The following is a 19081-nucleotide window of genomic DNA, read 5'->3' as shown; positions in this document are numbered from 1 at the left end:
CTCTGCCGCCAACGCGGCAGAGAGGTTTTTTTTGAGGGAGAGTTTCACCTACAGGTGAAAAAGATAGGGAAACATAAAGATGGTCGAAAAAACTCTGACGGCATTTGGGTCCGCATGCCGGGAAATCAGAATGGCACGAAGGTTGCGGATGATTGATCAAGCAAAGGAGTTCAAGTGTTCGCCGTCATTTATCTCCGCTGTCGAGACTGGGGGAAAACAAGTTCCAGAGGGGTACGTAGAAAACTTTGGAAACTGGTTGAAATTGGACATCGTTACGAGAAAGCACCTACAGGCCCTCGCAGATGCCCGCATTAATGTTATTCGCTTTACGCCAATAAACAAAGAACGCGCAGCTCTTGCTAGAAGGTTATTTAGGAAGATCAACAAGATGTCCCCAGACGAGATACGAAAACTGGACGCAGAACTCCCAGGAGATGACAGATGAGTCATGACTATTGCGTATCCGCCAAGAGTCGCGCTGAGATCGAGATATTAGCAGCGGCATGGCGCCAAGCACTTCGCATAGGCACTACTTGCCAAGCACCTGATATGGTTAGTGTCCTTGAAAATGAAATGCCCCGGCTTTTTGGCGATTTCGCACTAGTTGTCAAAGATGACCACCTGATGGACGGAGCGGAAGGGTATACCGAATTTGATCCGCCTTGCGTTGTCTTGTCAGGCACAACGTATCAATCCGCCGCGAACTTTGAAGGCCGCGGCAGGTGGACTGTGGCCCATGAGCTAGGGCATTTGGTTCTTCACAAATCGGCCGTTCCCCTTGATCGAGCCCCTAGGCGATATTCTCAGATGAAAGAGTTACCTGCGTACGCGAGCGCAGAATGGCAAGCTAACGCGTTTGCCGCCGGTTTTCTTATGCCGGAGACTCTAATTCGTGACTTCACCGACGTTTTGGAAATCATGCCGTTCTTTGCTGTGAGTAGGACAGCCGCCGAGAAACGCCTCCAAAATCTTGGCATCTCAGAGCCACATATAATTCCGCATCAGGTCAAGACGGCAATTACAGGAATGCAAAGCAAAGCCGCAGAAATACCAAAGCCGGCTCGTTAGAGCCGGCTTTGGATACCGCGAACAGGCCGGAGCCTACGCGGGGCGACGAGATCGAAATCCCATCTCCTCTAGCAAGGTTATCATATGGGGAGTCGGTTCTCGGAGTCGAGGTAGCTCTGGCAACACAGAGGAAAGATACCCAAATGGCCACCAATGAACGTAAGACTTTCGACATTGGACGAAGCTCAAAGAGCGGCCAATTCATTTCTGTGAAAGAAGCCGAGCGCCGCCCGAACACGACCACAGTCGAGCATGTCCCCAAGCCCGGCTACGGGGACACCAAGAACGAACCGCCGCGCAAGAAGTAACATTGATAGGCGAAGTTTGCCGGGCGCGTCACCGCGGCCGGCAAGCCGTTTGAGGAAATTGCGCCAGGTGCCTCAAGCAGTCCGGTTTGAAGGAGTGACTATATGCGTTACGCGGTGGTGATTGAAAAAGCAGGCAACAATTTCTCTGCCTATGTGCCGGACCTACCCGGCTGCATCGCAACTGGTGCTACCGTGCCAGAAGTAGAAATCGAAATTCGCGACGCTATACGCTTTCACATCGAGGGCTTGCGCGCCGATGGGCTGGAGGTGCCCAAAGGAATCAGTCTCGCTGAATATGTAGAGGCATAAGCGGTAACCTTCAGGACAACCTCCTACCGCGCCCTTAGCGTCTGCTCGTCGAACAACGGCTCGTCCTGCCCCGCCCGAACGAACAGCACCCTCCGCCCCTCGCCCGCCGGCACCTCGAAGTACTGGATGCCGTCGGGCATTTCGCCCCAGTCGCCGCAGGGTGGTTCGGGAACGTCATCACTCACCACCGCTTTCAGCTCTTTGGCATAGGCAGCATCAGGGCTGAATGTGTAGCGTTTGACGCCGGTGGGCACGGTGCCCTCGGTGTAGGGCGTCAGCACGCAGCGGGCGCTGACTGATTTGTCGGTCTTTTCCAGCAACAGGCGCAACACCGCGGCCTCGGCGGTTTCGCCTGATTTGATGTCGAACACCTCGATCAGCGGATCGGGCGCGCTGCCATCGCTGTATTTGATGGCGAGTGCGTTGTCGACGAATTCGAAATGGATCTGGCGGAAGCCGAAATCGCAGCGCTGCACCCAGGCGGCCAGCCCAATCGTCTTGTCGGCCAGCTTTTCCCAGACGCATTTGTCGATCGGCGGGCGGGATGGCGCCGGCTCGTCCGCCCGCGCTGCGGCTGATATCGTCGCCGAGGCAAACAGCGTGCATATCCAGACAATCGGTCTCATGGCGCTATTCATCGCTGCATCCTGTCAATGTGAAGGCGTCCCACGCCGAGCCGTCCGGATTGGCATTGGCGAAATCGGCAAATTCGGTGAAGCCCGCGCCGAAATCGGGCAGCAACAGCCTTTCGGCGCCGGTGTCGCTTCGCGTGAATTCAGCTGCTCGGCTCCGCCTCCGGTCAAGGCATAGACCTGGCCAGTCCATATCCGGCACATCCCGCTGCCGTCCTCCAGCCCCGCTTCGCGGTCGTCGTCGGTGCAGGCATGGCGGATGGTGCCGAGCGGAAACGAATTTTTGCCATTGGTCCAGGTGATGTCGGCCGGCAAGCGCGTGTCGGTGTTGGGCACGGTCACCGAAAACACTTCGGCCGTCAGTGCCGCCGGCTCATTGTTCAGCGGCCGGAATTGCATCACCGCGCCCGAACGCGGCTCGCGGTAGGTGGCATGGCTGAGCAGACATTCCTTTGCGCTCGCTGCCTGCACGGCGCCGAGCAGAGCCAGGCAAACGACGGCCAGCCTGCGAACGATCATTGGATGTCTCGTCATGAAAGTGGCGCCTCAGATAAAACCGACCAGCCAAGCCGCGCCGCCCAGAAACGCGGCCGAACAGACCCACAGCAGCCAAAGCCCGCGCACCCTGCATTCGAGCACTGCCGAGGCGGGGTTGGCTGGGTCGTAATGCACGTCGACCTTGCCGCCCTCGGCATAGCTGCGCGCCTGGCCGCTGACGAGGCCGGGCATTGAAGCGGTGACCGTGGCGCCGAAGGTGACGCGGTCTGAGGTGTAGTGCTGGCCTGCGACGCCGTAGCTGTACACGATGCGGGATTTGAAGACGGTGCTCCAGCGTCGATGGCTGCTGTAGTTTCGCAGCGTCTGCAGGCCCGAGGAGTCAATGCGGCCGGGGGCGACCGGCCATTTTGCCGCCTGCTCGGCAAGCGACTTCTGGACGAAGGCCATGCGCAGGATCATCAGGCCCATGAACAGCAGCAGCGCTCCGGCGCCGAGGTTCTGCGGCTTGGGCAGGTGCGGCCGGATCGCCTCCAGCACGCCACCGAGCGAAAACACCAGCACCACCGTGCCGATCACCAGCCCGGCCGAGAGCTTGACCATGAACTTGAAGGCGCCGTCCGGCAGGGTGCGTTCGATCACGGCCTTGCCCGGATCGGCCGGATTGTAGAAGACGGTCACTTCAGCGCCGGTGGGAAACTGCGCCAGGGTTTCGGTGACTTCGAAATTCCCCAGATTCTCCTTCACGCTGTAGCGCGAGCTTTGAAATTTCTTTTTACCGACCTTGTATTCGAAGGTGATCGCCGGAAAATTGCGCATCTCGGTGGTGTCGCTGCTGTCCGAGCCGACGCCCGACCTTCTGACTTCACGCGCCTCGACGCGCGACGAGATGATCTTGCCCGGCGCCGGCAGCCAGTGGCTCATCGCCTGCACCTCGCGCCATTTGACGAAGGTGATGAACGACAGACCGCCCGCGATCGCGCAGGCAAATCCGACAATCAGAAATTTGAGCTCTACGTCCACCGCGTCCCCCAGGAGTGCCGGAAGCTGCAAATAGATAGCACGGCGAAGGCAATGTCTTGATTATTCGCAAAGGACGAACCGCCCTTCCTCGGGTATCGAAGCCCCGCCAACTTTGTTAAGAGTCGCCCAAACTGTTAGGAGCCATGAGACCAGGATGACAGCACTGCGCGTTCTCTCGGATGCCTTCATTCCGGAACTCCCGAACCACTACAAAGGCAAGGTCCGCGAGAATTACGATCTGCCGGATGGCCGCCGCATCATCATCGCCACCGACCGGCTGAGCGCCTTCGATGTGATCCTGACCGCTGTCCCGCTCAAGGGCGAACTGCTGACCCAGACGGCGCGCTACTGGTTCGAGGAAACGGCGGACATCTGCCCCAACCATGTGCTCGATTATCCCGACCCCAATGTCGTCGTCGGCACCAGGCTCGACATTCTGCCGGTGGAAATCGTTGTTCGCGACTACCTCGCCGGCACCACCAGCACTTCGGTGCTGACGAAATACAAGAACGGCGAACGCGATATGTACGGCATCCGCCTGCCGGACGGACTGCGCGACAATGAGAAGCTGCCGCAGGCCATCATCACGCCGACCAGCAAGGCGCTCGATGGCGGCCATGACGAGCCCTTGACGCGTGACGAGATCCTGACGCGCGGCCTGTTGTCGGAAGAGCAATGGGACACCGTCTCGCGCTATGCGCTGGCGCTGTTTGCGCGCGGCAAAGCGTTGGCCGCCAAGCGCGGCCTGATCCTGGTCGACACCAAATACGAGTTCGGCACGGACAAGGATGGCGCCATCATCCTTGCCGATGAAATCCATACGCCCGACTCAAGCCGCTACTGGCTTGCGGCAAGCTATGAAGAGCGTTTCAAGGCAGGCGAGCGGCCGCAAAGTTTCGACAAGGACTTTATTCGCGCATGGGTAACCGCGCGCTGCGATCCCTACAAGGACCGTATTCCGAAAATCCCCGCCGAACTCATCGAGCAGACGTCGCGTGTCTATACGCAGGCCTTTGAGACCATCACAGGCAAGACCTTCACCGCCGATATCTCGGGAAAGACGGTGCTGGACCGCATTCGCGAGAACCTGCGACCTTATTTCTGACGGCGGCTGGCGGCCGCCGGTCAACTTGCCGAGGTCGCGGACACGGACGGTTCTGGCGGAGCGCGCCACGTGCCGAGATATGATCCGCACAGGATGAGCGCGAAGGCCGCGACAATGCCGATATCGAGCGGCTCCGAAAGCACGAGCACGCCGGCTGCCACGGAGACGGCGGGCGCCACATAGGTTATGACGACCGCCCGTTCGGGGCCGATCTCCCGCACCAGCAAGAAGTAGGTGGCGAAGGCAATCGCCGTGCAAAACACGCCAAGACCGAGGATTGCGCCAACCACCGTTGTCGACGGCATGGCCGCCGGCCAGGCCAACGCCGCCGGCACAGCGTAGATCAGCGCGGCCCCTGCCAGACAGACTGCCGTCAGCGAGGTTGCCGGCACATCGTTCAGCCAGCGCGACGCGATGATCGAACCCGAGGCATAGCAGGCCGCGGCCATGAGAATCTCGACGACCGCGAGAAATCCGCCACCCAAGGTCGGCAGCGCCAGCACGAAAACACCGGCAAAACCGAGGAAAAGGCCGGTCCAGCGGCGTATCCCCAGCCGCTCATCCGAGCCCATCAGCTTGGAGAGCGCGACGGTTACGGCCGGCGTCATGGCAATCAGCAGTCCGGCGGTGGAACTGTCGATGCTGACTTCGCCATGGGTGATCAGCCCCCATGGCAGGATCATCTCGACCAGACAGAATGCGGCGACCGCCCGCCAATGTGTCTTCAGCCATCCGAAACTGCGCTGGACAAGGACGAAGGGCAGCAGCGCCAGGGCGCCGACGGCTGTTCGGGCAAAGACCAGGAAGGGCACCGACACCTCGGCAACCGCCAGCTTGATCAACAAATAGGGAATGCCCCACAGGAGGCTGAGCAGCACGAACAAAAACAGTCCGCGGCGCGTCATGACGGCCTCACAGCCAGAAAGGTGGTCCACTCTTCGCGATCGCGGCCGACGTTGAATTCGTCTCCGACAAGAACCAGCCCGGCGTTTTCGAGGCGGGCCGCGAAGTCGTCCCTGCGCCAGTAGACCGTATGATATTCGCCGCTCTTCTCGCCGTCGCCAATGCGCATCGAGACGAGGAAGGCGCCGCCCGGCCGCAGCGACCCGGCAATCTTGGCAAGCACCTGGTCGGCCTGCTCGCGCGGCACGTGGATCAGGACGCACAATGCGAGCACCGCGTCGTAGGGGCCGCCGAGATCGTCGGTGATGAGATCGAGAAACTCACCATGCTTGCCGCGTGCGGCTTGCAACTCGAGAAACCGCTTCGTTGCGTCTGTGCGCCGAACCTGGACACCGAGCCCTTCGACGAAGTCCGCATCGTATCCGGGTCCCGAACCGACTTCAAGAATCCGGCCACCTTTGCCGGCGATCTTCACCAGGCGCTTCAGCCATTTCTGTTCTCTTTGGTTCGGAACGTGCCGCACCAGAGCGTCGTAGCGTTCGGCATAGTCCTCATAGGCGTTGATCGTTTGTCGGCTCTTCGCCAGATCCTCGGATAACACAGTCATCTTTCCCTCCCCTGGTCAAAGAGCTTGCTTAGCCAATGGTGCCGGGAGGCACGCGTCCGTCAAGCATGCCGATATCCCTGAGGAAATGATCCGACAGCGAGCGGCGGTCGAGCAGGCCGTGCTTGCGAGGTCTGAACGGCGCGGTGAAGAGGTCGAGCATCGGCCGGCGAAGCGTGTTGTAGAGAGCGATGGTGGTGGTCATGCCCTATCCTCCAGGGTTTGATCCGATGAATGCAGCATGCCGTTTTCCGGGCTTGGTTTCCAATCGAACGTCGCGTAGTATGCATCAGCAGGATTGATGCGTCATGAGCTGGGAACTGCCACCATTAGGAGCCATCAGGGTCTTTGAAGCCGCGGCCCGGCTGGGCAGTTTCACCAAGGCAGCCGAAGAACTCGGCATGACCCAATCAGCTGCCAGCTATCAGATAAAGGTGCTGGAAGAACGTGCCGGAACGCCGCTTTTCGTAAGAAAAACAAGGCAGATCGAGCTGACCGAGGCCGGACAGCAGCTGGCGCCGCACGCAACAGGCGCGTTCTCGACCCTGGCCGACGCATGGGTCGCCACCAAGGGTGGAGCGACCGGCGTGCTGTCGGTGACGACGATGGAAACCTTCGCATCGAACTGGCTGGCCGTATGGCTTGGAACATTCCAGCTGATGCATCCCGACCTTGCCGTGAAGGTGAATACATCGCACGGGCTGGTCGATTTCACGCGCGGCGACATGGATGTCGGCATTCGCACCGGCAGTGGAAATTGGCCGGGACTGACGGCTCACTATCTGTTCAAGGCGGACTATACGCCGATGCTCAGCCCGAGACTCGCCGAAAGCGTCGGCGGCATCCACCGCCCCGAGGATCTCTACCAACTGCCGCTATGCTGTGCCGACGATCCCTGGTGGGAAATCTGGTTCAAGGCTGCCGGCGTGCCGTTCGAGCCCGATCGCGTCATCGCTGGCCCGAAGCTGGGTACGCAGGCCTATGATGCGATGGCGGCGCTGACCGACAAGGGCGCCGCGATCCTCACCAGAAACCTTTACAGCGCCCTGTTGGAAAAGGGCCAGTTGATACAGCCATTCGACGTGCTTGGCTCGGACGGCGACGGCTATTGGCTGGTGCATCTGGAGAGCCGCCGCAACGCGCCCAAAATCAAGGTGTTTCGCGACTGGGTGCTGGCGCAAACGGCAGAGATACGCGAACGCGAAAAGCGCGACAGCCCTCTAGGCACCGCGATAAAACTCGCCCGCGCCTCAACCCTCAGTCCTTGAAGGTCAACCCGTACTTTGCAACCTGCTCCTTCGGCATATCCGCAAGCGCCTGGCGCGTGGTGTAGCCGCCGTAGATCACCTTGCCGTTCTTGATCATCCAGTCCTCGACGTCGGCCTCGGTTACCGTCATCCTGTCGCCCATCTTGTACTTGTTGCCATTGACCGGCACGTCAGCAAGCAGGCCGATATAGGAGCCTTCGCTGTAGCCCACCAGCTGCAGCCAGATATGCTCGGTGGCGCCGTTCTGGGTCAGCGGGAATTTTACCGTGTAGGTGCCCGGCGTGCCGGCGTCCATCAGTTCGTGGAAGCGCTTGAGGGTCGAGCGGCCGCTGTCCTTGGCGGCCTGCATCGCCTTGTCCTCGGTGGAATAGGACACGACGTTCTGCTTCGACTCCGCCAGCGAAGCGCCACTGCCGCCCGGCATGTGGCCGAGCGAACTGAAAAACCCGTAGCCGACGGCGGCGGCAAGTGCGACAGCCACAACTGGATTGCGCATGGATCCCTCCGAAAACCCGATCACGGGCACGTTACCGGAAGGCTGTTGCGATACCGCTAAAGGACACAGTGAGCGGATCGTTAGCGAGACGCTGAAAATTCAACCCAAGGCGCAGCGGCAGGCAGCGCAGGCGCACCGGCACCGGCCTGACGTTCAGTCGGCGTCGGCGACGGTCGTCTGCCCGCCTGCCCATGCCCTCCAGGCGCGCTCGTCGCCATGGAAGACGTTGAGGTCGATGCGGCCGGTCACGCCGTGCGACAGGCCGGAGCCGGAGTACTGCCAGAACAGCCATTTGCGGCCGGGATAGACTTTTGAGGGATGCCGCGCCACGGCGCGCAGCCAGAACGGATAATCGAGAAACGCACCCTTGAGATTGTCGCGATAGAAATCCGGTGCGGTGTAGATGATGGGCCGCTGGCCGTAATGGCGCTCCAGCTTGTCCATGAACACCTTCATCTTTTCCAGCACGGTGGCCCGCGACGGCCGCCGCTTGCAGGAAGATTCGCCGTTCCACTCGACATCGATTACCGGTGGCAGCGCGCCTTCGACCCTCGGCACATTGCGGATGAACCAGTCGGCCTGCTCGCCCGCGGTGCGGCACCAGTAGAAGAAATGATAGGCGCCGCGCTTCAGCCCGGCGGCGTCGGCATTGCGCCAGTTCTTCATGAACATCGGGTCGAGATGGTCGCCGCCATCGGTCGCCTTGATGTAGGCGAAGTTGGCGCCCTGGGCGCGCAGCTTGCCCCAGTTGACATTGCCCTGCCAGCGCGAGACGTCGACGCCGTGGACGGCAAGGTAGCGTGGCGAAGCCTTGCCGAAATTGATCGGCTTGGCGTCGCGGAAACCGTAGCGGGTGACCGGCGAGGCCAGCATGGCCGGCGCCGCGCGCGTCAACCGCTTCGGCGCAGACATCAGAGCGGCGGGCTCGAGCTGTGGTCTGGTGCTCCCCTGCGGCGTGCCCGCGACGATGGCCTCTTCTTCCTCGACCATGGAAAAGGGCGGCGCATTGTCGGCCACAGCGTTGTCGGCCACCATGTCGGACCGCATCGGCGCGAGGTCGGCGGTCTCCGCCGGAGCCGCTGTGACCGGCGCGCTCGGACGCACGACCGAACTGGTCGTCTCGTTCGACGGCTGCAAGCCATCGACGCCCGCTGTGGACGAACAGCCGGCAAGCCACAGCGATGCCAACATGAAACTGACGACGCCTGAAATCCGCATCTGGACCTGTACGCAAAACACAACAGACCGAAGGCAAACAGACGCCGCCGGACAAACCGGCCTCGATTACTAACGAGAAATTACCAACAAAGTTTGAATCAAGTTGTTAGGAATTGGCCCTCTTGTCTTCTCCCCCTGTGGGAGAAGGTGGATCGGCGCGTAGCGCCGAGACGGATGAGGGGTGTTCCAGCGGAGTGAGGCGTTGGCGTTCCCTGGAACACCCCTCATCCGACCGAGCTTCGCTCGGCCACCTTCTCCCACAAGGGGAGAAGGGGAAGCCCTTACCTTCCCAGCCATTGCTGCATGCAGCTTTTCGCCACCACATGCGCCGGTGGCACGGCGTCGGCGGCCGGGCGGCGGGCACGTTCGAGCAGCAGGCGAACCTGTTCGGGGCGCACGCGGTCACGCTCCATCACGAGGAGGACCATCGGATCCCTCAAAAGCTCGTCCAGGGTGCTGATTCTGTCGCTCATCGGTCGTCTCCTCGATACCCGCCCGCAGACGACAGATAGGCAGGCAATCATGGCCCGCCAATGACGCTTTGCCGGCTATGTCGTGGTTTCGGGATTAATTTCCGGTAAGGCCGGCGTCAATTCGGAGGCGGCGCGCCTTCATGGTGCGGCAGGCCGTCATCGAGCTGCAGCCAGGGCTGCTTCGAGGCGGTCCACATATGCATTTCCGGCTTGAACAGCGAGGGATCGTCGAGCGAGCCGGTGGTGATGCCGACGATGCCGGCGGAGTCGCGTCGGGAAAACAGCGTGGTGCCGCAAGCGGCGCAAAAGCCGCGCTTGAGGTCCGGAGAGGTGTTGACCGTCGCCACCTGCCCCTCGACCGTGACATCGTCGATGCGAAACAAAAGGCGGGCGTTGAAGGCCGCGCCTATGACCTTCTGGCAGCGCCGGCAGTGGCAGACGCGCTGGTTGAGCGGCGCCGCCTCGGTGCCGTAGCGCACTGCCCCGCAATGGCATCCGCCCTGGTATTTCGTCATCATTCGAACCCATCACACTGAAGGTCTCTTGATGATATCGACAGGTACCTTTCGGTCAATTGAAAAGCCCTGATGGCGCCATCGATTGCGCCGATAGGACCAATGGCTGCGCCAAGGCTCCGTAGCTTCGCAGGCACAAAAAAGCCGACCGCCTCTTCGAGACGGCCGGCATATATTTTCAGGCAAGCTATTTCGTTTCGCTGAGGACTTCGTCCCAGGTCTTCACCTTGGTTTCGCCATTGAGGAAGGGCAGTGCCGCTGCCGTCAGCTCCGGTGCGAAGAAGACGTCGTAGTGGGTGCGATTGGGAATGATGGCCAGCCGGTTCTGCGACAGGTTCTCACGCATCCAGCCGGCATCCTTCAGCCCGCCGCCGATCATCTGGTAGAACCTGATCTCGTGCTCGGGCTTGTACATGTCGCTGTCGCCATAGGCCAGCATAACTGGCATCTTCAGCTTCGCCACATCGGCGGAATAGTCGTAATCCTTGCGCATGAAATTGCCCAGCGCGTCGAGCAGTTTGGGGAAATCGTCGGGACGTGGGGCGACGGCGACGTAGGATTTGTACATCGGCGTGTCCTTCATGAAATCGGCGGCGGCCGCGCTCACCTGCGCCTGCTGGCCGCGCATCTCGTCATAGAAGCCATTGGCGGCGAAGCCGGTCGAGACCAGGACCAGCCGGCGCACCGTCTCGGGATGCTGAACGGCCATACGGAAGGCGACGCCGCCGCCCAGCGAATAGCCAAGCACGTCGACCTTGTCATAGCCGAGCGCCTTGACGATACCAGCCATGTCGTCGCCCATCCCCTCCAGGCTGAAGGGTCGCTCGCCGAGCGCGGTGCGGCCATGGCCCTGCAGGTCGACGGCAATGATGGTGCGGTTTTCCGCCAGCTTCGGCAGCAGCGGCGCGAACATGTCCGACGTGCCAAGGCCGCCATGCAGCAGAAGCAGCGGTTCGCCCTTGCCATAGACGGCATAGTAGTAATTCAGGCCGTCGATCGGCAGCAGGCCGGACTTTTCCGGCTTCGGCATGGCTGTTGCCTCGGTGGTCATGGCGGGCTTGGTCTCCTCTGCATTGGCTGGGCCGGGCGCTGCAAACAAGGCAGCGACCGAGGCAAGAATGGCGAAATAGATTCGTCTGGACATGTCGGTCTCCTCAGGTTCCCCCCAAGGACGAGCGAGCACGCCGCGTGCCGACATGCCCTGCGAAAAAATCCGCGGAAGAATGATCGGTTTGGCTGTTGTCGATCGGTCGCGCGCCTCAGTGGCGCTTGGCTTGCACCAGATAGGCGTCGATCTCGGTCTCGCCGAGCCATTTGGCGGCTTCCAGCCGGTGCAGGCCCTCGACCAGGATGTGGCGCTTGCCGTCATGGCGAACCTGGATCGGCGTCTTCATGCCGTTTTCCAGTATGTCTTCGGCCAGATGCCGGACCGTTTCGGGATGCAGCGTCCTCTTGCGCGCCGTCGGCACGTAGATTTCGTCGACCTTGACCTTCTGCACTCTCAGCATACCGGCTCCCGAGGCGGAAAATGCCGCCTCGCCTGAGATAGTCGGTTTGCCAGGTGCGGCCAAGAGCGGCCAAGCAATTGTGTCGTATGCAATTGCTGGCCCGATCGTTTCCATTTGACGCTTGGCCGGCAGATGGCCGAAATGGCGGCCTGTCACTTTTCCGGTGTTCATGACCCAACTGCCGACCGAATTTCCCGATTTCGGACTGACGCCCGAGCAGCGCCGCGAGGCAGTGCGCGGCCATTACTATGAATGGCCAGGAATGGACGGCGAGCGCGGCGAGATCTGGTGTTATTCCAACCGCTTTTCCTACCGCGCCGGCGATACCGTGACGCTGCATGTCAGTTCGACAGTGCCGCGCTTCAGCATTGTCATTGTCCGCGACGGCGGCAGCGAGACAAAAGTCTTCGAGCAAACGGGGCTTTCGGCGCGCTGGCAGGATACGCCGGACCAGTGCTCGGTCGAGGGCTGCGGCTGGGAGGCGTCGTTTCAATTCAGCATCGGCAAGGATTGGCCGTCCGGCGCCTACCGGCTAACGCTGACGGCGGACGGCGGCGATGGCAAGCCGATCCACTGCCACCACCTCATCATCGTCGCGCCCCTGCCCGGCAAAAAGCCCGGTCGCGTGCTGCAGGTGGCGGGGACCGGCACCTGGCTGTCCTACAACACATGGGGCGGCTCCAACGCCTATCAAGGCATCACCGGCCCGGGCCGCGACCAGTATGCGCGCATGGTGTCGACGCAGCGGCCTTGGTGCCGTGGCTTCGTGGTGTTGCCCAAGGACGCGCCGCGCGTGCCGCTGGAGGTTGCGGTGCCGCCGAAAACAGTGCCGCGCTATCCGCACATGGAATGGGCGTACGCCACCGGACATTCGAAGAAATACACCTCCTCCGGCTGGGCGAGCTATGACAGCCACTTCTTCCGCTTTGCCGAGCGCGCCGGCTATGGCGTCGATCTCGCCAGCCAGCACGATTTGCACTTCTCGCCCGAGATCCTCGACGGCTACGACTGCGTGGTCTTCGTCGGCCATGACGAGTACTGGACCTGGGAGATGCGGGACGCCGTCGACAGCTACGTCGAGCGCGGCGGTCGTGCGGCGCGCTTTGCCGGCAATTTCATGTGGCAGACCAGGCTCGAGGACGAAGGCCGGCGGCAGGTCTGCTACAAATACCGGGCGCGCGCCGAAGACCCAGCCTACTTCCGAGGCGGCGACGTCACCCGCGCCACCAACTCCTGGGAAGCGCCTGAGATCGGTCGTCCCGGCGCAATGACGTTCGGCCTCAACGCGACGCGCGGCGTCTATGCCGGCTGGGGCGGATGCGCACCGCGCGGCGTGCGCGGCTTTCCGGTCTATCGGCCCGAGCACTGGGCCTTTGCCGGCACCGGCATGTACTATGGCGACCTGCTCGGCGCTGACAGCCATGTCTATGGCTATGAGGTCGACGGGCTCGATTTCGAGATCCGCGGCGGCCTGCCCTATCCGACACCGGACAGCGGTGCGCCTGACGGGCTGCAGGTGCTGGCCGTCGGCATGGCGAGCCAGGTCGAGGAAAGCGCCGACATCCCGATCGAGGACCAGTTTCTCACCGACGAGGATGGCCGCTTTACGGCCGAAACGCTGTTTGGCGAGGCGACCGACGCCAATCTGGAAAAGGTCAAACGCGGCAACGGCATGATCGTCAATTTCCCGCGCGGCAAGGGCGAGGTTTTCCACGCCGGAAGCTGCGAATGGGTGGCTGGCCTGCTCAGGCAGGATCCGATGGTCGAGCGCGTGACCAGGAATGTAATCGATCGCTACCTCGGAAAGACCTGACATGCAGAAGCCCTCCTCCGCCGGTTCAGAAGCGCGCGCGCCATCGCACCTGTTCTACCTCTCCAGCCTGCGGCGGCCGCTGATCGACCGCGCCGAAGGCATTTATATGTGGACGCAGGACGGCCGCCGCTTCATCGATGGATCGAGCGGGCCGATGGTCGCCAATATCGGCCATTCCAACCGCAACGTGCTCGACGCCATGAAGCGGCAGATGGACCGCGCCACCTTCGCCTACCGACTTCATTTCGAGAACGAACCGGCGGAAGAACTGGCGCGGGAACTCGCCGGCAAACTGCCGGAGGGCATGGACCGAATCTTCTTCGTCTCCGGCGGTTCGGAGGCGACGGAATCCTGCATCAAGCTGGCGCGGCAATGGGCGGTCGCGACCGGCCAGCCGAAGCGCTGGAAGGTTATCACGCGTTTTCCCTCCTATCATGGCGGCACGCTGGGTTCGCTTTCGATAACCGGCGACGATGCGCTGGCCGAAACGTTCACACCGATGATGCGGGTGATGCCGACCGTGCCGGCGCCGACGGCATGGCGCGACCGCGACAATCTTTCGATGGAGCAGCGCGGCGTCCGCTATGCCGACATGCTGGAGGAGAAGATCCAGGCCGAGGGCCCGGACAGCGTGCTCGCCTTCATCATGGAGCCGATCGGCGGTGCGGCGACTTCGGCCCTCGTCGCACCGGACAGCTATTATCCGCGTATCCGCGAGATCTGCGACCGCTACGGCATCCTGCTCATCCATGATGAAGTGATGAGCGGCGCCGGCCGCACCGGAAAATTCCTTGGCGGCGACCATTGGAACTGCAAGCCCGACATCGTCGCGCTGTCGAAGGGGCTTGGCTCCGGCTATGCGCCGCTCGGCGCGCTGGCCGCCCCGATGCGGCTGGTCGAGCCGCTGCTGGCGTCGGGCGGCTTCCAGCATGGCCACACCTATGCTGGCAATCCGCTCGCCTGCGCGGCCGGGCTCGCCGTGCTCGGCGAGATGGACCGCCTCGACCTGATCGCCAATGCCGCCGCGATGGGCGACGTGCTGATGGACGGGCTGAAAGGGCTGGCGAAGCGTTTTCCGTTCATCGCCGATGTCCGAGGCAAAGGCCTGCTCACCGGCGCCGAGATGGTTGCCGATCCCGAAACTCTACGGCCGATCGAACAGGGCAAGAAAGCCACGCAGCGCCTGCTCGACCTCGCCTACGAGCGCGGGCTGATCATCTACGGCCGCAGGGTCAAGGGCGGTGTCGACAGCGACAATTTCATGGTGGCGCCGCCGATGATCGTCACGGCTGAAGAGGTCGGCGAGATCATTTCCATCATCGGCGATTCGCTGGAAGTTCTGGCCGCCGAACTCGACCTGCCGGTCGAAGGCTGAGGGCTAAAGAATGGCGCCGAGGAAAGTCATCATCACCTGCGCGGTCACTGGCTCGGTGCACACCCCGTCCATGTCGCCCTATCTGCCGGTGACGCCGGACCAGATCGCGACCGACGCCATCGCGGCGGCCGAGGCTGGCGCCTCAATCCTGCATCTCCACGCCCGCGATCCCAAAGACGGCCGGCCGACCGCCGATCCTGAGGTGTTCATGCAGTTCCTGCCGCGCATCAAGCAAGCGACCGATGCGGTGATCAACATCACCACCGGCGGTTCGTCGCTGATGACGCTCGACCAGCGGCTGGCGGCACCACTGCGGGCCGAGCCGGAAATGTGCTCGCTCAACATGGGCTCGATGAATTTCGCGCTGTTCCCGATGCTCGACAAGCCAAGGGAGTGGCAGCACGAGTGGGAACCAAAGCTGCTCGAAGCCACGCGCGACACCATCTTCAAGAACACCTTTGCCGATATGGGAGGCGTGCTCGAAAAGCTCGGCAAGGGCTGCGGCACGCGCTTTGAGTTCGAATGCTACGATGTCGGCCATCTCTATTCGCTGGCGCATTTTCGCGACCGCGGGCTGGTGTCGGGGCCGCTGTTCATCCAGTTCGTGCTCGGCATTCTCGGCGGCATCGGCGCCGATCCCGACAATCTCATCCATATGAAGCGCATCGCCGACAAGCTGTTCGGCGACAGCTACCAGTTCTCGGTGCTCGCCGCCGGCCGCCATCAGATGCCCCTGATCTCGATCGCGGCGGCGATGGGCGGCAATGTCCGCGTCGGGCTGGAGGACAGTCTCTACGATGGACGGCAATTGGCGAAATCCAATGCCGATCAGGTGCGCAGGATACGCGCCATTCTCGACGGGTTGTCGCTGGAAGTCGCAACGCCGACCGAGGCGCGCGAGATGCTGGCGCTGAAGGGTGGCGATAGGGTGGCGTTTTGAGATGATTGATCTGCGATGATGGCGTTCTGGCACACCCCCCTCCGGCCTGCCGGCCATCTCCCCCTCAAGGGGGGAGATCGGATGTCACTGCGGCCTTCGCCAATCTCAATCGTTGCAAAATGGATGGCAGCGCCAAAGCTGCCAATCTCCCCCCTTGAGGGTGAGATGTCCGGCAGGACAGAGGGGGGTGCCTGGGCGCCTTGCCTATCGTGAGTACAGTCACCCTCCGCCCCGGCACCATCGACGACGTCGACACCATCCATGCCGCGCTGCTCAAGCTCGGCACCCATATCGGCGCGCATCAGGAGATCACGTCCACTGCCGACGATCTCCGCCGCTACGGCTTTGGCGACAAACCCGCCTTCTCCACCCTGATCGCCGAGATCGGCGGCGATTTTGCGGGGCTCTGCCTGCATTTCCCGATCTTCTCGACATGGATGGGGCGGCCCGGCGTCTATATCCAGGACCTCTATGTCGAGGACCGGTTTCGCGGCCGCAAGATCGGCGAAAGACTGCTGCGCCGGGTCGCGCTCGACTGCCGCCGGGATGGCGGCGCCTATCTCAGGCTGTCCGTCGACACCGACAATGACGGCGCCAAGGCTTTTTATGAGCGGCTGGGCATCGCCTGGTCGAGCTACGAGCAGACGCAGAAGATTGTTGGCGATGCCTTTTTCGCCTTTGCCGATGCAGCGCAGGATGGGGACGCGGAATGAAAGCCTTCTTTGCCGAGGAGCAGAAACGCCACGACCCGAAGGCCTTTCTGTCCAGCGGTACGCCGCAGCCCAATCCCGAACAGCCGGAGCGGGTAGAGCGATTGTTAGCCGGCGCAAAATCCGCCGGATTGATGATCGAGCGGCCCAGGGAACATGGCCTAGGCCCGGTGGCGGCCGTGCATACGCCGGAGTATCTCGCCTTCCTCGAACACATTTTTGCGCGCTGGCAGCGCATCGAGAGCGCATCCGCGGAAGTCATCCCCAACATCCATCCACTGGCCCGCACAGGGTCCTATCCGGCCTCGGCAGTCGGCCAGGCCGGCTACCACATGGCCGACACCGCTTGCCCGATTTCGGCCGAGACCTGGCAGAGCGCGCTGTGGAGCGCCTGGAGCGCGGTCGAGGCGGCTGAAACCGTCATGGCTGGCGCGCCCGCCGCCTATGCGCTCTGCCGGCCACCCGGGCACCATGCCTTTGCCGATGTCGCCGGCGGCTTCTGCTTCATCAACAATTCAGCGGTCGCGGCCCAGGTGTTGCGCAAGCAGGCAGCGCGGGTGGTGATCCTCGATGTCGACCTGCATCACGGCAATGGCACGCAAGGCATCTTTTATACGCGTTCCGACGTCCTGACGGTGTCGCTGCACGCCGATCCGGTGCGCTTCTATCCGTTCTTCTGGGGCCATGCCGATGAGCGCGGCGAAGGTCCGGGCCTCGGCTATAATTTCAACCTGCCATTGCCGCGCAAATCAGCCGACGCGGCGTTTCTGGAGGCCCTCGAAGTGGCGTTCCAGCGTATCCGCGCCTTTTCGCCGGACGCGCTGGTCGTGGCGCTCGGTCTCGATGCGTTCGAGGGCGATCCGTTCGGCGGGCTTTCGGTGACCACGCCCGGTTTCTCGCGGATCGGCGAGGCAATTGCCAAGCTTGGCCTGCCGACGGTTATCGTCCAGGAAGGCGGCTATCTCTGCGACGCGCTCGGCGACAATCTCACGGCGTTCCTCACCGGTTTCGGCGGCAAACAGCGATAGCTGACTAGCGCTGCTGCCTCAGCATGGCGATCACCCGGTGCACGCTTTCCAACGTCTCGTCGATCTCTGCCGCCGTGTTGTAGTGCGCAATACCGATGCGCACGACTCCCTGCTCGGCCGGAATGCCGAGATGGTGGACGATCTCCCAGGCGTAGTTGTGACCCGACCATAGAAAAATGTTCTCGGCATTCATCTGCCGCACGATCGTCTCTGGCACGATGCCGTCGACGGTGAAGGACACGGTCGGCACGCGCTCAATGACACGCTTCTGATCGGTGATGCCGCGGATGGTCAGGCCCTCAATGGCGGACAGCCCATCGATCAGCCTCAGCGCCAGCGGGTTTTCGTAGGCGATCGACACTTCGTATGCCTTTGCGATCTTTTGCCTTCGCGAACCGCCCTCGCCGGCCGCAGCACCGAGTTCGGCGAAGTAATCGACCGCTGCGGTAAGCCCGGCCATCAGTTCGATCTGCGGCGTGCCGAGTTCGAAGCGCTCCGGCAGGCCATTGGAAGAGCAACGGCATTTGTAGGGTTGCAGCGCATCGATGATGTCGCGGCGTCCCCACAATATGCCCATATGCGGGCCGAAGAATTTGTAGGCCGAGCAGATCAGGAAGTCGCAGCCGAGATCCTGCACGTCGACCAGCCCATGCGGCGCGAACTGCACGGCGTCGACATAGACCACCGCGCCGGCCTGTTTGGCGATGGCCGTCAGCGCTTTCACCCGATTGATCGAGCCGGTGAGGTTCGAGGCATAGTTCAGCGCAACGAGTTTTGTCCTGTCGGTAAGCAGAGCGCTGAGCGCCGCCTCCTCGACCTGCCAGCTGTTCTCGTCGAAAGGCAGGAAGCGCACCAAGAGGCCAAGATCTTCGGCCAGTTGCAGCCAGGGCGAGACATTGCCCTCATGATCCATGCGGGTGACGATGATCTCGTCGCCCGGCTTGAAGCCGCGGCCGAGCGTGCGCGACATGTGATAGGTCAGCGTCGTCATGTTGGCGCCGATGATTATTTCCTCCGCGCTCGCTGCACCCAGGAAATCGGCCATCGCCTCATGGGCGTCGTCGAACACCTTTTGCGCGGCAAGCGTGGTTTCGAAATAGCCGCCGAGATTGGCGTTGGTGGTGAGGAGGCAGCGCGCCACCGCATCGGCAACCGCCTGTGGCACCTGCGTGCCGGCCGGATTGTCGAGATAGATGCGCCGGCGGCCTTTGTCGGTCAGGTCCAGCGCCGGAAATTTTCCCCTGACGGTCTCGATCGGAAAATCCATTGCTGTCCCCTTCCCCTTGTGTT

The 19081-nt window shown here is 62.1% G+C and carries 24 protein-coding genes; 11 read left to right on the top strand and 13 right to left on the bottom strand.

Going from position 1 to position 19081, the window contains the following annotated elements; all coding sequences use genetic code 11:
* Window positions 1-79 precede the first annotated feature (79 nt).
* The 4 genes from NKH22_RS19315 (at window position 80) to NKH22_RS19300 (ending at window position 1685) form a co-directional block, all read left to right on the top strand.
* On the top strand, window positions 80-445 hold the full coding sequence (locus NKH22_RS19315) for a hypothetical protein (protein ID WP_156951450.1): 366 nt from the start codon (window positions 80-82) through the stop codon (window positions 443-445).
* Entirely contained in the window at window positions 442-1068 is a 627-nt protein-coding gene (locus tag NKH22_RS19310; RefSeq protein ID WP_352459409.1) for an ImmA/IrrE family metallo-endopeptidase, read from the top strand. Before NKH22_RS19315 ends, NKH22_RS19310 begins: the two co-directional genes overlap by 4 nt.
* 143 nt (window positions 1069-1211) lie before the next feature.
* Window positions 1212-1376 carry a hypothetical protein gene (locus NKH22_RS19305; RefSeq protein ID WP_352910573.1) on the top strand — a complete coding sequence of 55 codons (165 nt, stop codon included), beginning with the start codon at window positions 1212-1214 and terminating at the stop codon, window positions 1374-1376.
* 102 nt (window positions 1377-1478) lie between these two features.
* Window positions 1479-1685, top strand: coding sequence for a type II toxin-antitoxin system HicB family antitoxin (locus tag NKH22_RS19300; RefSeq protein WP_023669048.1), 207 nt, complete (start codon window positions 1479-1481; stop codon window positions 1683-1685).
* Between the two features lie 23 nt (window positions 1686-1708).
* On the opposite strand, the gene NKH22_RS19295 is transcribed toward NKH22_RS19300, so the two are convergent.
* Genes NKH22_RS19295 through NKH22_RS19285 form a run of 3 tightly spaced genes read right to left on the bottom strand, consistent with a single transcriptional unit; the run spans window position 1709 to window position 3835 of the window.
* Window positions 1709-2311: a hypothetical protein gene (locus NKH22_RS19295; protein WP_352910571.1), complete on the bottom strand. Its 603-nt coding sequence runs from the start codon at window positions 2309-2311 to the stop codon at window positions 1709-1711.
* A gap of 24 nt (window positions 2312-2335) precedes the next feature.
* A complete protein-coding gene (locus tag NKH22_RS19290) occupies window positions 2336-2836 on the bottom strand; it encodes a hypothetical protein (RefSeq protein WP_352910568.1) in 501 nt (166 codons plus the stop codon).
* A 27-nt stretch (window positions 2837-2863) separates the two neighbouring features.
* Window positions 2864-3835, bottom strand: coding sequence for a DUF3592 domain-containing protein (locus tag NKH22_RS19285; RefSeq protein WP_352910566.1), 972 nt, complete (start codon window positions 3833-3835; stop codon window positions 2864-2866).
* Between the two features lie 163 nt (window positions 3836-3998).
* Between NKH22_RS19285 and NKH22_RS19280 the strand changes: the two genes are divergently transcribed.
* Window positions 3999-4940, top strand: a complete 942-nt coding sequence (locus NKH22_RS19280; RefSeq protein WP_031239324.1) for a phosphoribosylaminoimidazolesuccinocarboxamide synthase — start codon at window positions 3999-4001, stop codon at window positions 4938-4940.
* A gap of 20 nt (window positions 4941-4960) precedes the next feature.
* Here the strand turns inward: NKH22_RS19280 and NKH22_RS19275 are convergent, their stop codons facing one another.
* From NKH22_RS19275 to NKH22_RS19265, 3 genes are read right to left on the bottom strand one after another with little or no spacing between them, the layout of a single operon-like run.
* Complete coding sequence (locus tag NKH22_RS19275) at window positions 4961-5845, bottom strand: DMT family transporter (protein ID WP_023697600.1); 885 nt, start codon at window positions 5843-5845, stop codon at window positions 4961-4963.
* Window positions 5842-6450, bottom strand: a complete 609-nt coding sequence (locus NKH22_RS19270) for a class I SAM-dependent DNA methyltransferase (RefSeq protein ID WP_023694158.1) — start codon at window positions 6448-6450, stop codon at window positions 5842-5844. Before NKH22_RS19270 ends, NKH22_RS19275 begins: the two co-directional genes overlap by 4 nt.
* A 28-nt stretch (window positions 6451-6478) precedes the next feature.
* A complete protein-coding gene (locus tag NKH22_RS19265) occupies window positions 6479-6652 on the bottom strand; it encodes a hypothetical protein (protein WP_196813891.1) in 174 nt (57 codons plus the stop codon).
* A gap of 103 nt (window positions 6653-6755) precedes the next feature.
* On the opposite strand from NKH22_RS19265, the gene NKH22_RS19260 reads away from it, so the two are divergent.
* On the top strand, window positions 6756-7715 hold the full coding sequence (locus NKH22_RS19260) for a LysR substrate-binding domain-containing protein (protein ID WP_352910562.1): 960 nt from the start codon (window positions 6756-6758) through the stop codon (window positions 7713-7715).
* Here the strand turns inward: NKH22_RS19260 and NKH22_RS19255 are convergent.
* From NKH22_RS19255 to NKH22_RS19230, 6 genes are all read right to left on the bottom strand, one after another.
* The gene (locus NKH22_RS19255; protein ID WP_023700830.1) at window positions 7705-8211 is read right to left on the bottom strand and encodes a DUF2314 domain-containing protein; all 507 of its coding nucleotides are present in this window, start codon (window positions 8209-8211) and stop codon (window positions 7705-7707) included. The two genes, NKH22_RS19260 and NKH22_RS19255, sit on opposite strands and share 11 nt — an antisense overlap.
* A 153-nt stretch (window positions 8212-8364) precedes the next feature.
* Window positions 8365-9429, bottom strand: a complete 1065-nt coding sequence (locus NKH22_RS19250) for a glycoside hydrolase family 25 protein (RefSeq protein ID WP_023684920.1) — start codon at window positions 9427-9429, stop codon at window positions 8365-8367.
* 281 nt (window positions 9430-9710) lie between these two features.
* Window positions 9711-9902 carry a hypothetical protein gene (locus tag NKH22_RS19245; RefSeq protein ID WP_352910558.1) on the bottom strand — a complete coding sequence of 64 codons (192 nt, stop codon included), beginning with the start codon at window positions 9900-9902 and terminating at the stop codon, window positions 9711-9713.
* 116 nt (window positions 9903-10018) lie between these two features.
* Window positions 10019-10417, bottom strand: a complete 399-nt coding sequence (locus tag NKH22_RS19240) for a GFA family protein (protein WP_023743108.1) — start codon at window positions 10415-10417, stop codon at window positions 10019-10021.
* A 187-nt stretch (window positions 10418-10604) separates the two neighbouring features.
* The gene (locus tag NKH22_RS19235) at window positions 10605-11561 is read right to left on the bottom strand and encodes an alpha/beta fold hydrolase (protein WP_023756447.1); all 957 of its coding nucleotides are present in this window, start codon (window positions 11559-11561) and stop codon (window positions 10605-10607) included.
* 115 nt (window positions 11562-11676) lie between these two features.
* A complete protein-coding gene (locus NKH22_RS19230) occupies window positions 11677-11925 on the bottom strand; it encodes a ParB N-terminal domain-containing protein (protein WP_352859755.1) in 249 nt (82 codons plus the stop codon).
* A 169-nt stretch (window positions 11926-12094) separates the two neighbouring features.
* Between NKH22_RS19230 and NKH22_RS19225 the strand changes: the two genes are divergently transcribed.
* From NKH22_RS19225 to NKH22_RS19205, 5 genes are all read left to right on the top strand, one after another.
* Window positions 12095-13738 (top strand): N,N-dimethylformamidase beta subunit family domain-containing protein, encoded by a 1644-nt coding sequence (locus NKH22_RS19225; protein WP_352910555.1) that lies wholly within the window; start codon window positions 12095-12097, stop codon window positions 13736-13738.
* A gap of 1 nt (window position 13739) precedes the next feature.
* A complete protein-coding gene (locus tag NKH22_RS19220) occupies window positions 13740-15113 on the top strand; it encodes an aminotransferase family protein (RefSeq protein WP_352802688.1) in 1374 nt (457 codons plus the stop codon).
* Between the two features lie 10 nt (window positions 15114-15123).
* Window positions 15124-16053 carry a 3,5-dioxohexanoate:acetyl-CoA acetone transferase gene (gene kce, locus NKH22_RS19215; RefSeq protein WP_352859750.1) on the top strand — a complete coding sequence of 310 codons (930 nt, stop codon included), beginning with the start codon at window positions 15124-15126 and terminating at the stop codon, window positions 16051-16053.
* 209 nt (window positions 16054-16262) lie between these two features.
* Window positions 16263-16766 (top strand): GNAT family N-acetyltransferase, encoded by a 504-nt coding sequence (locus NKH22_RS19210; RefSeq protein ID WP_031193711.1) that lies wholly within the window; start codon window positions 16263-16265, stop codon window positions 16764-16766.
* Complete coding sequence (locus tag NKH22_RS19205) at window positions 16763-17791, top strand: histone deacetylase family protein (RefSeq protein WP_023708623.1); 1029 nt, start codon at window positions 16763-16765, stop codon at window positions 17789-17791. Before NKH22_RS19210 ends, NKH22_RS19205 begins: the two co-directional genes overlap by 4 nt.
* A gap of 4 nt (window positions 17792-17795) precedes the next feature.
* On the opposite strand, the gene NKH22_RS19200 is transcribed toward NKH22_RS19205, so the two are convergent.
* Complete coding sequence (locus NKH22_RS19200) at window positions 17796-19058, bottom strand: cysteine desulfurase-like protein (RefSeq protein ID WP_023690167.1); 1263 nt, start codon at window positions 19056-19058, stop codon at window positions 17796-17798.
* Between the last annotated feature and the right edge of the window lie 23 nt (window positions 19059-19081).

Source organism: Mesorhizobium sp. M1252 (assembly GCF_040318265.1).
Lineage (GTDB): Bacteria > Pseudomonadota > Alphaproteobacteria > Rhizobiales > Rhizobiaceae > Mesorhizobium.
This window is presented reverse-complemented; position numbering and strand designations above follow the sequence as displayed.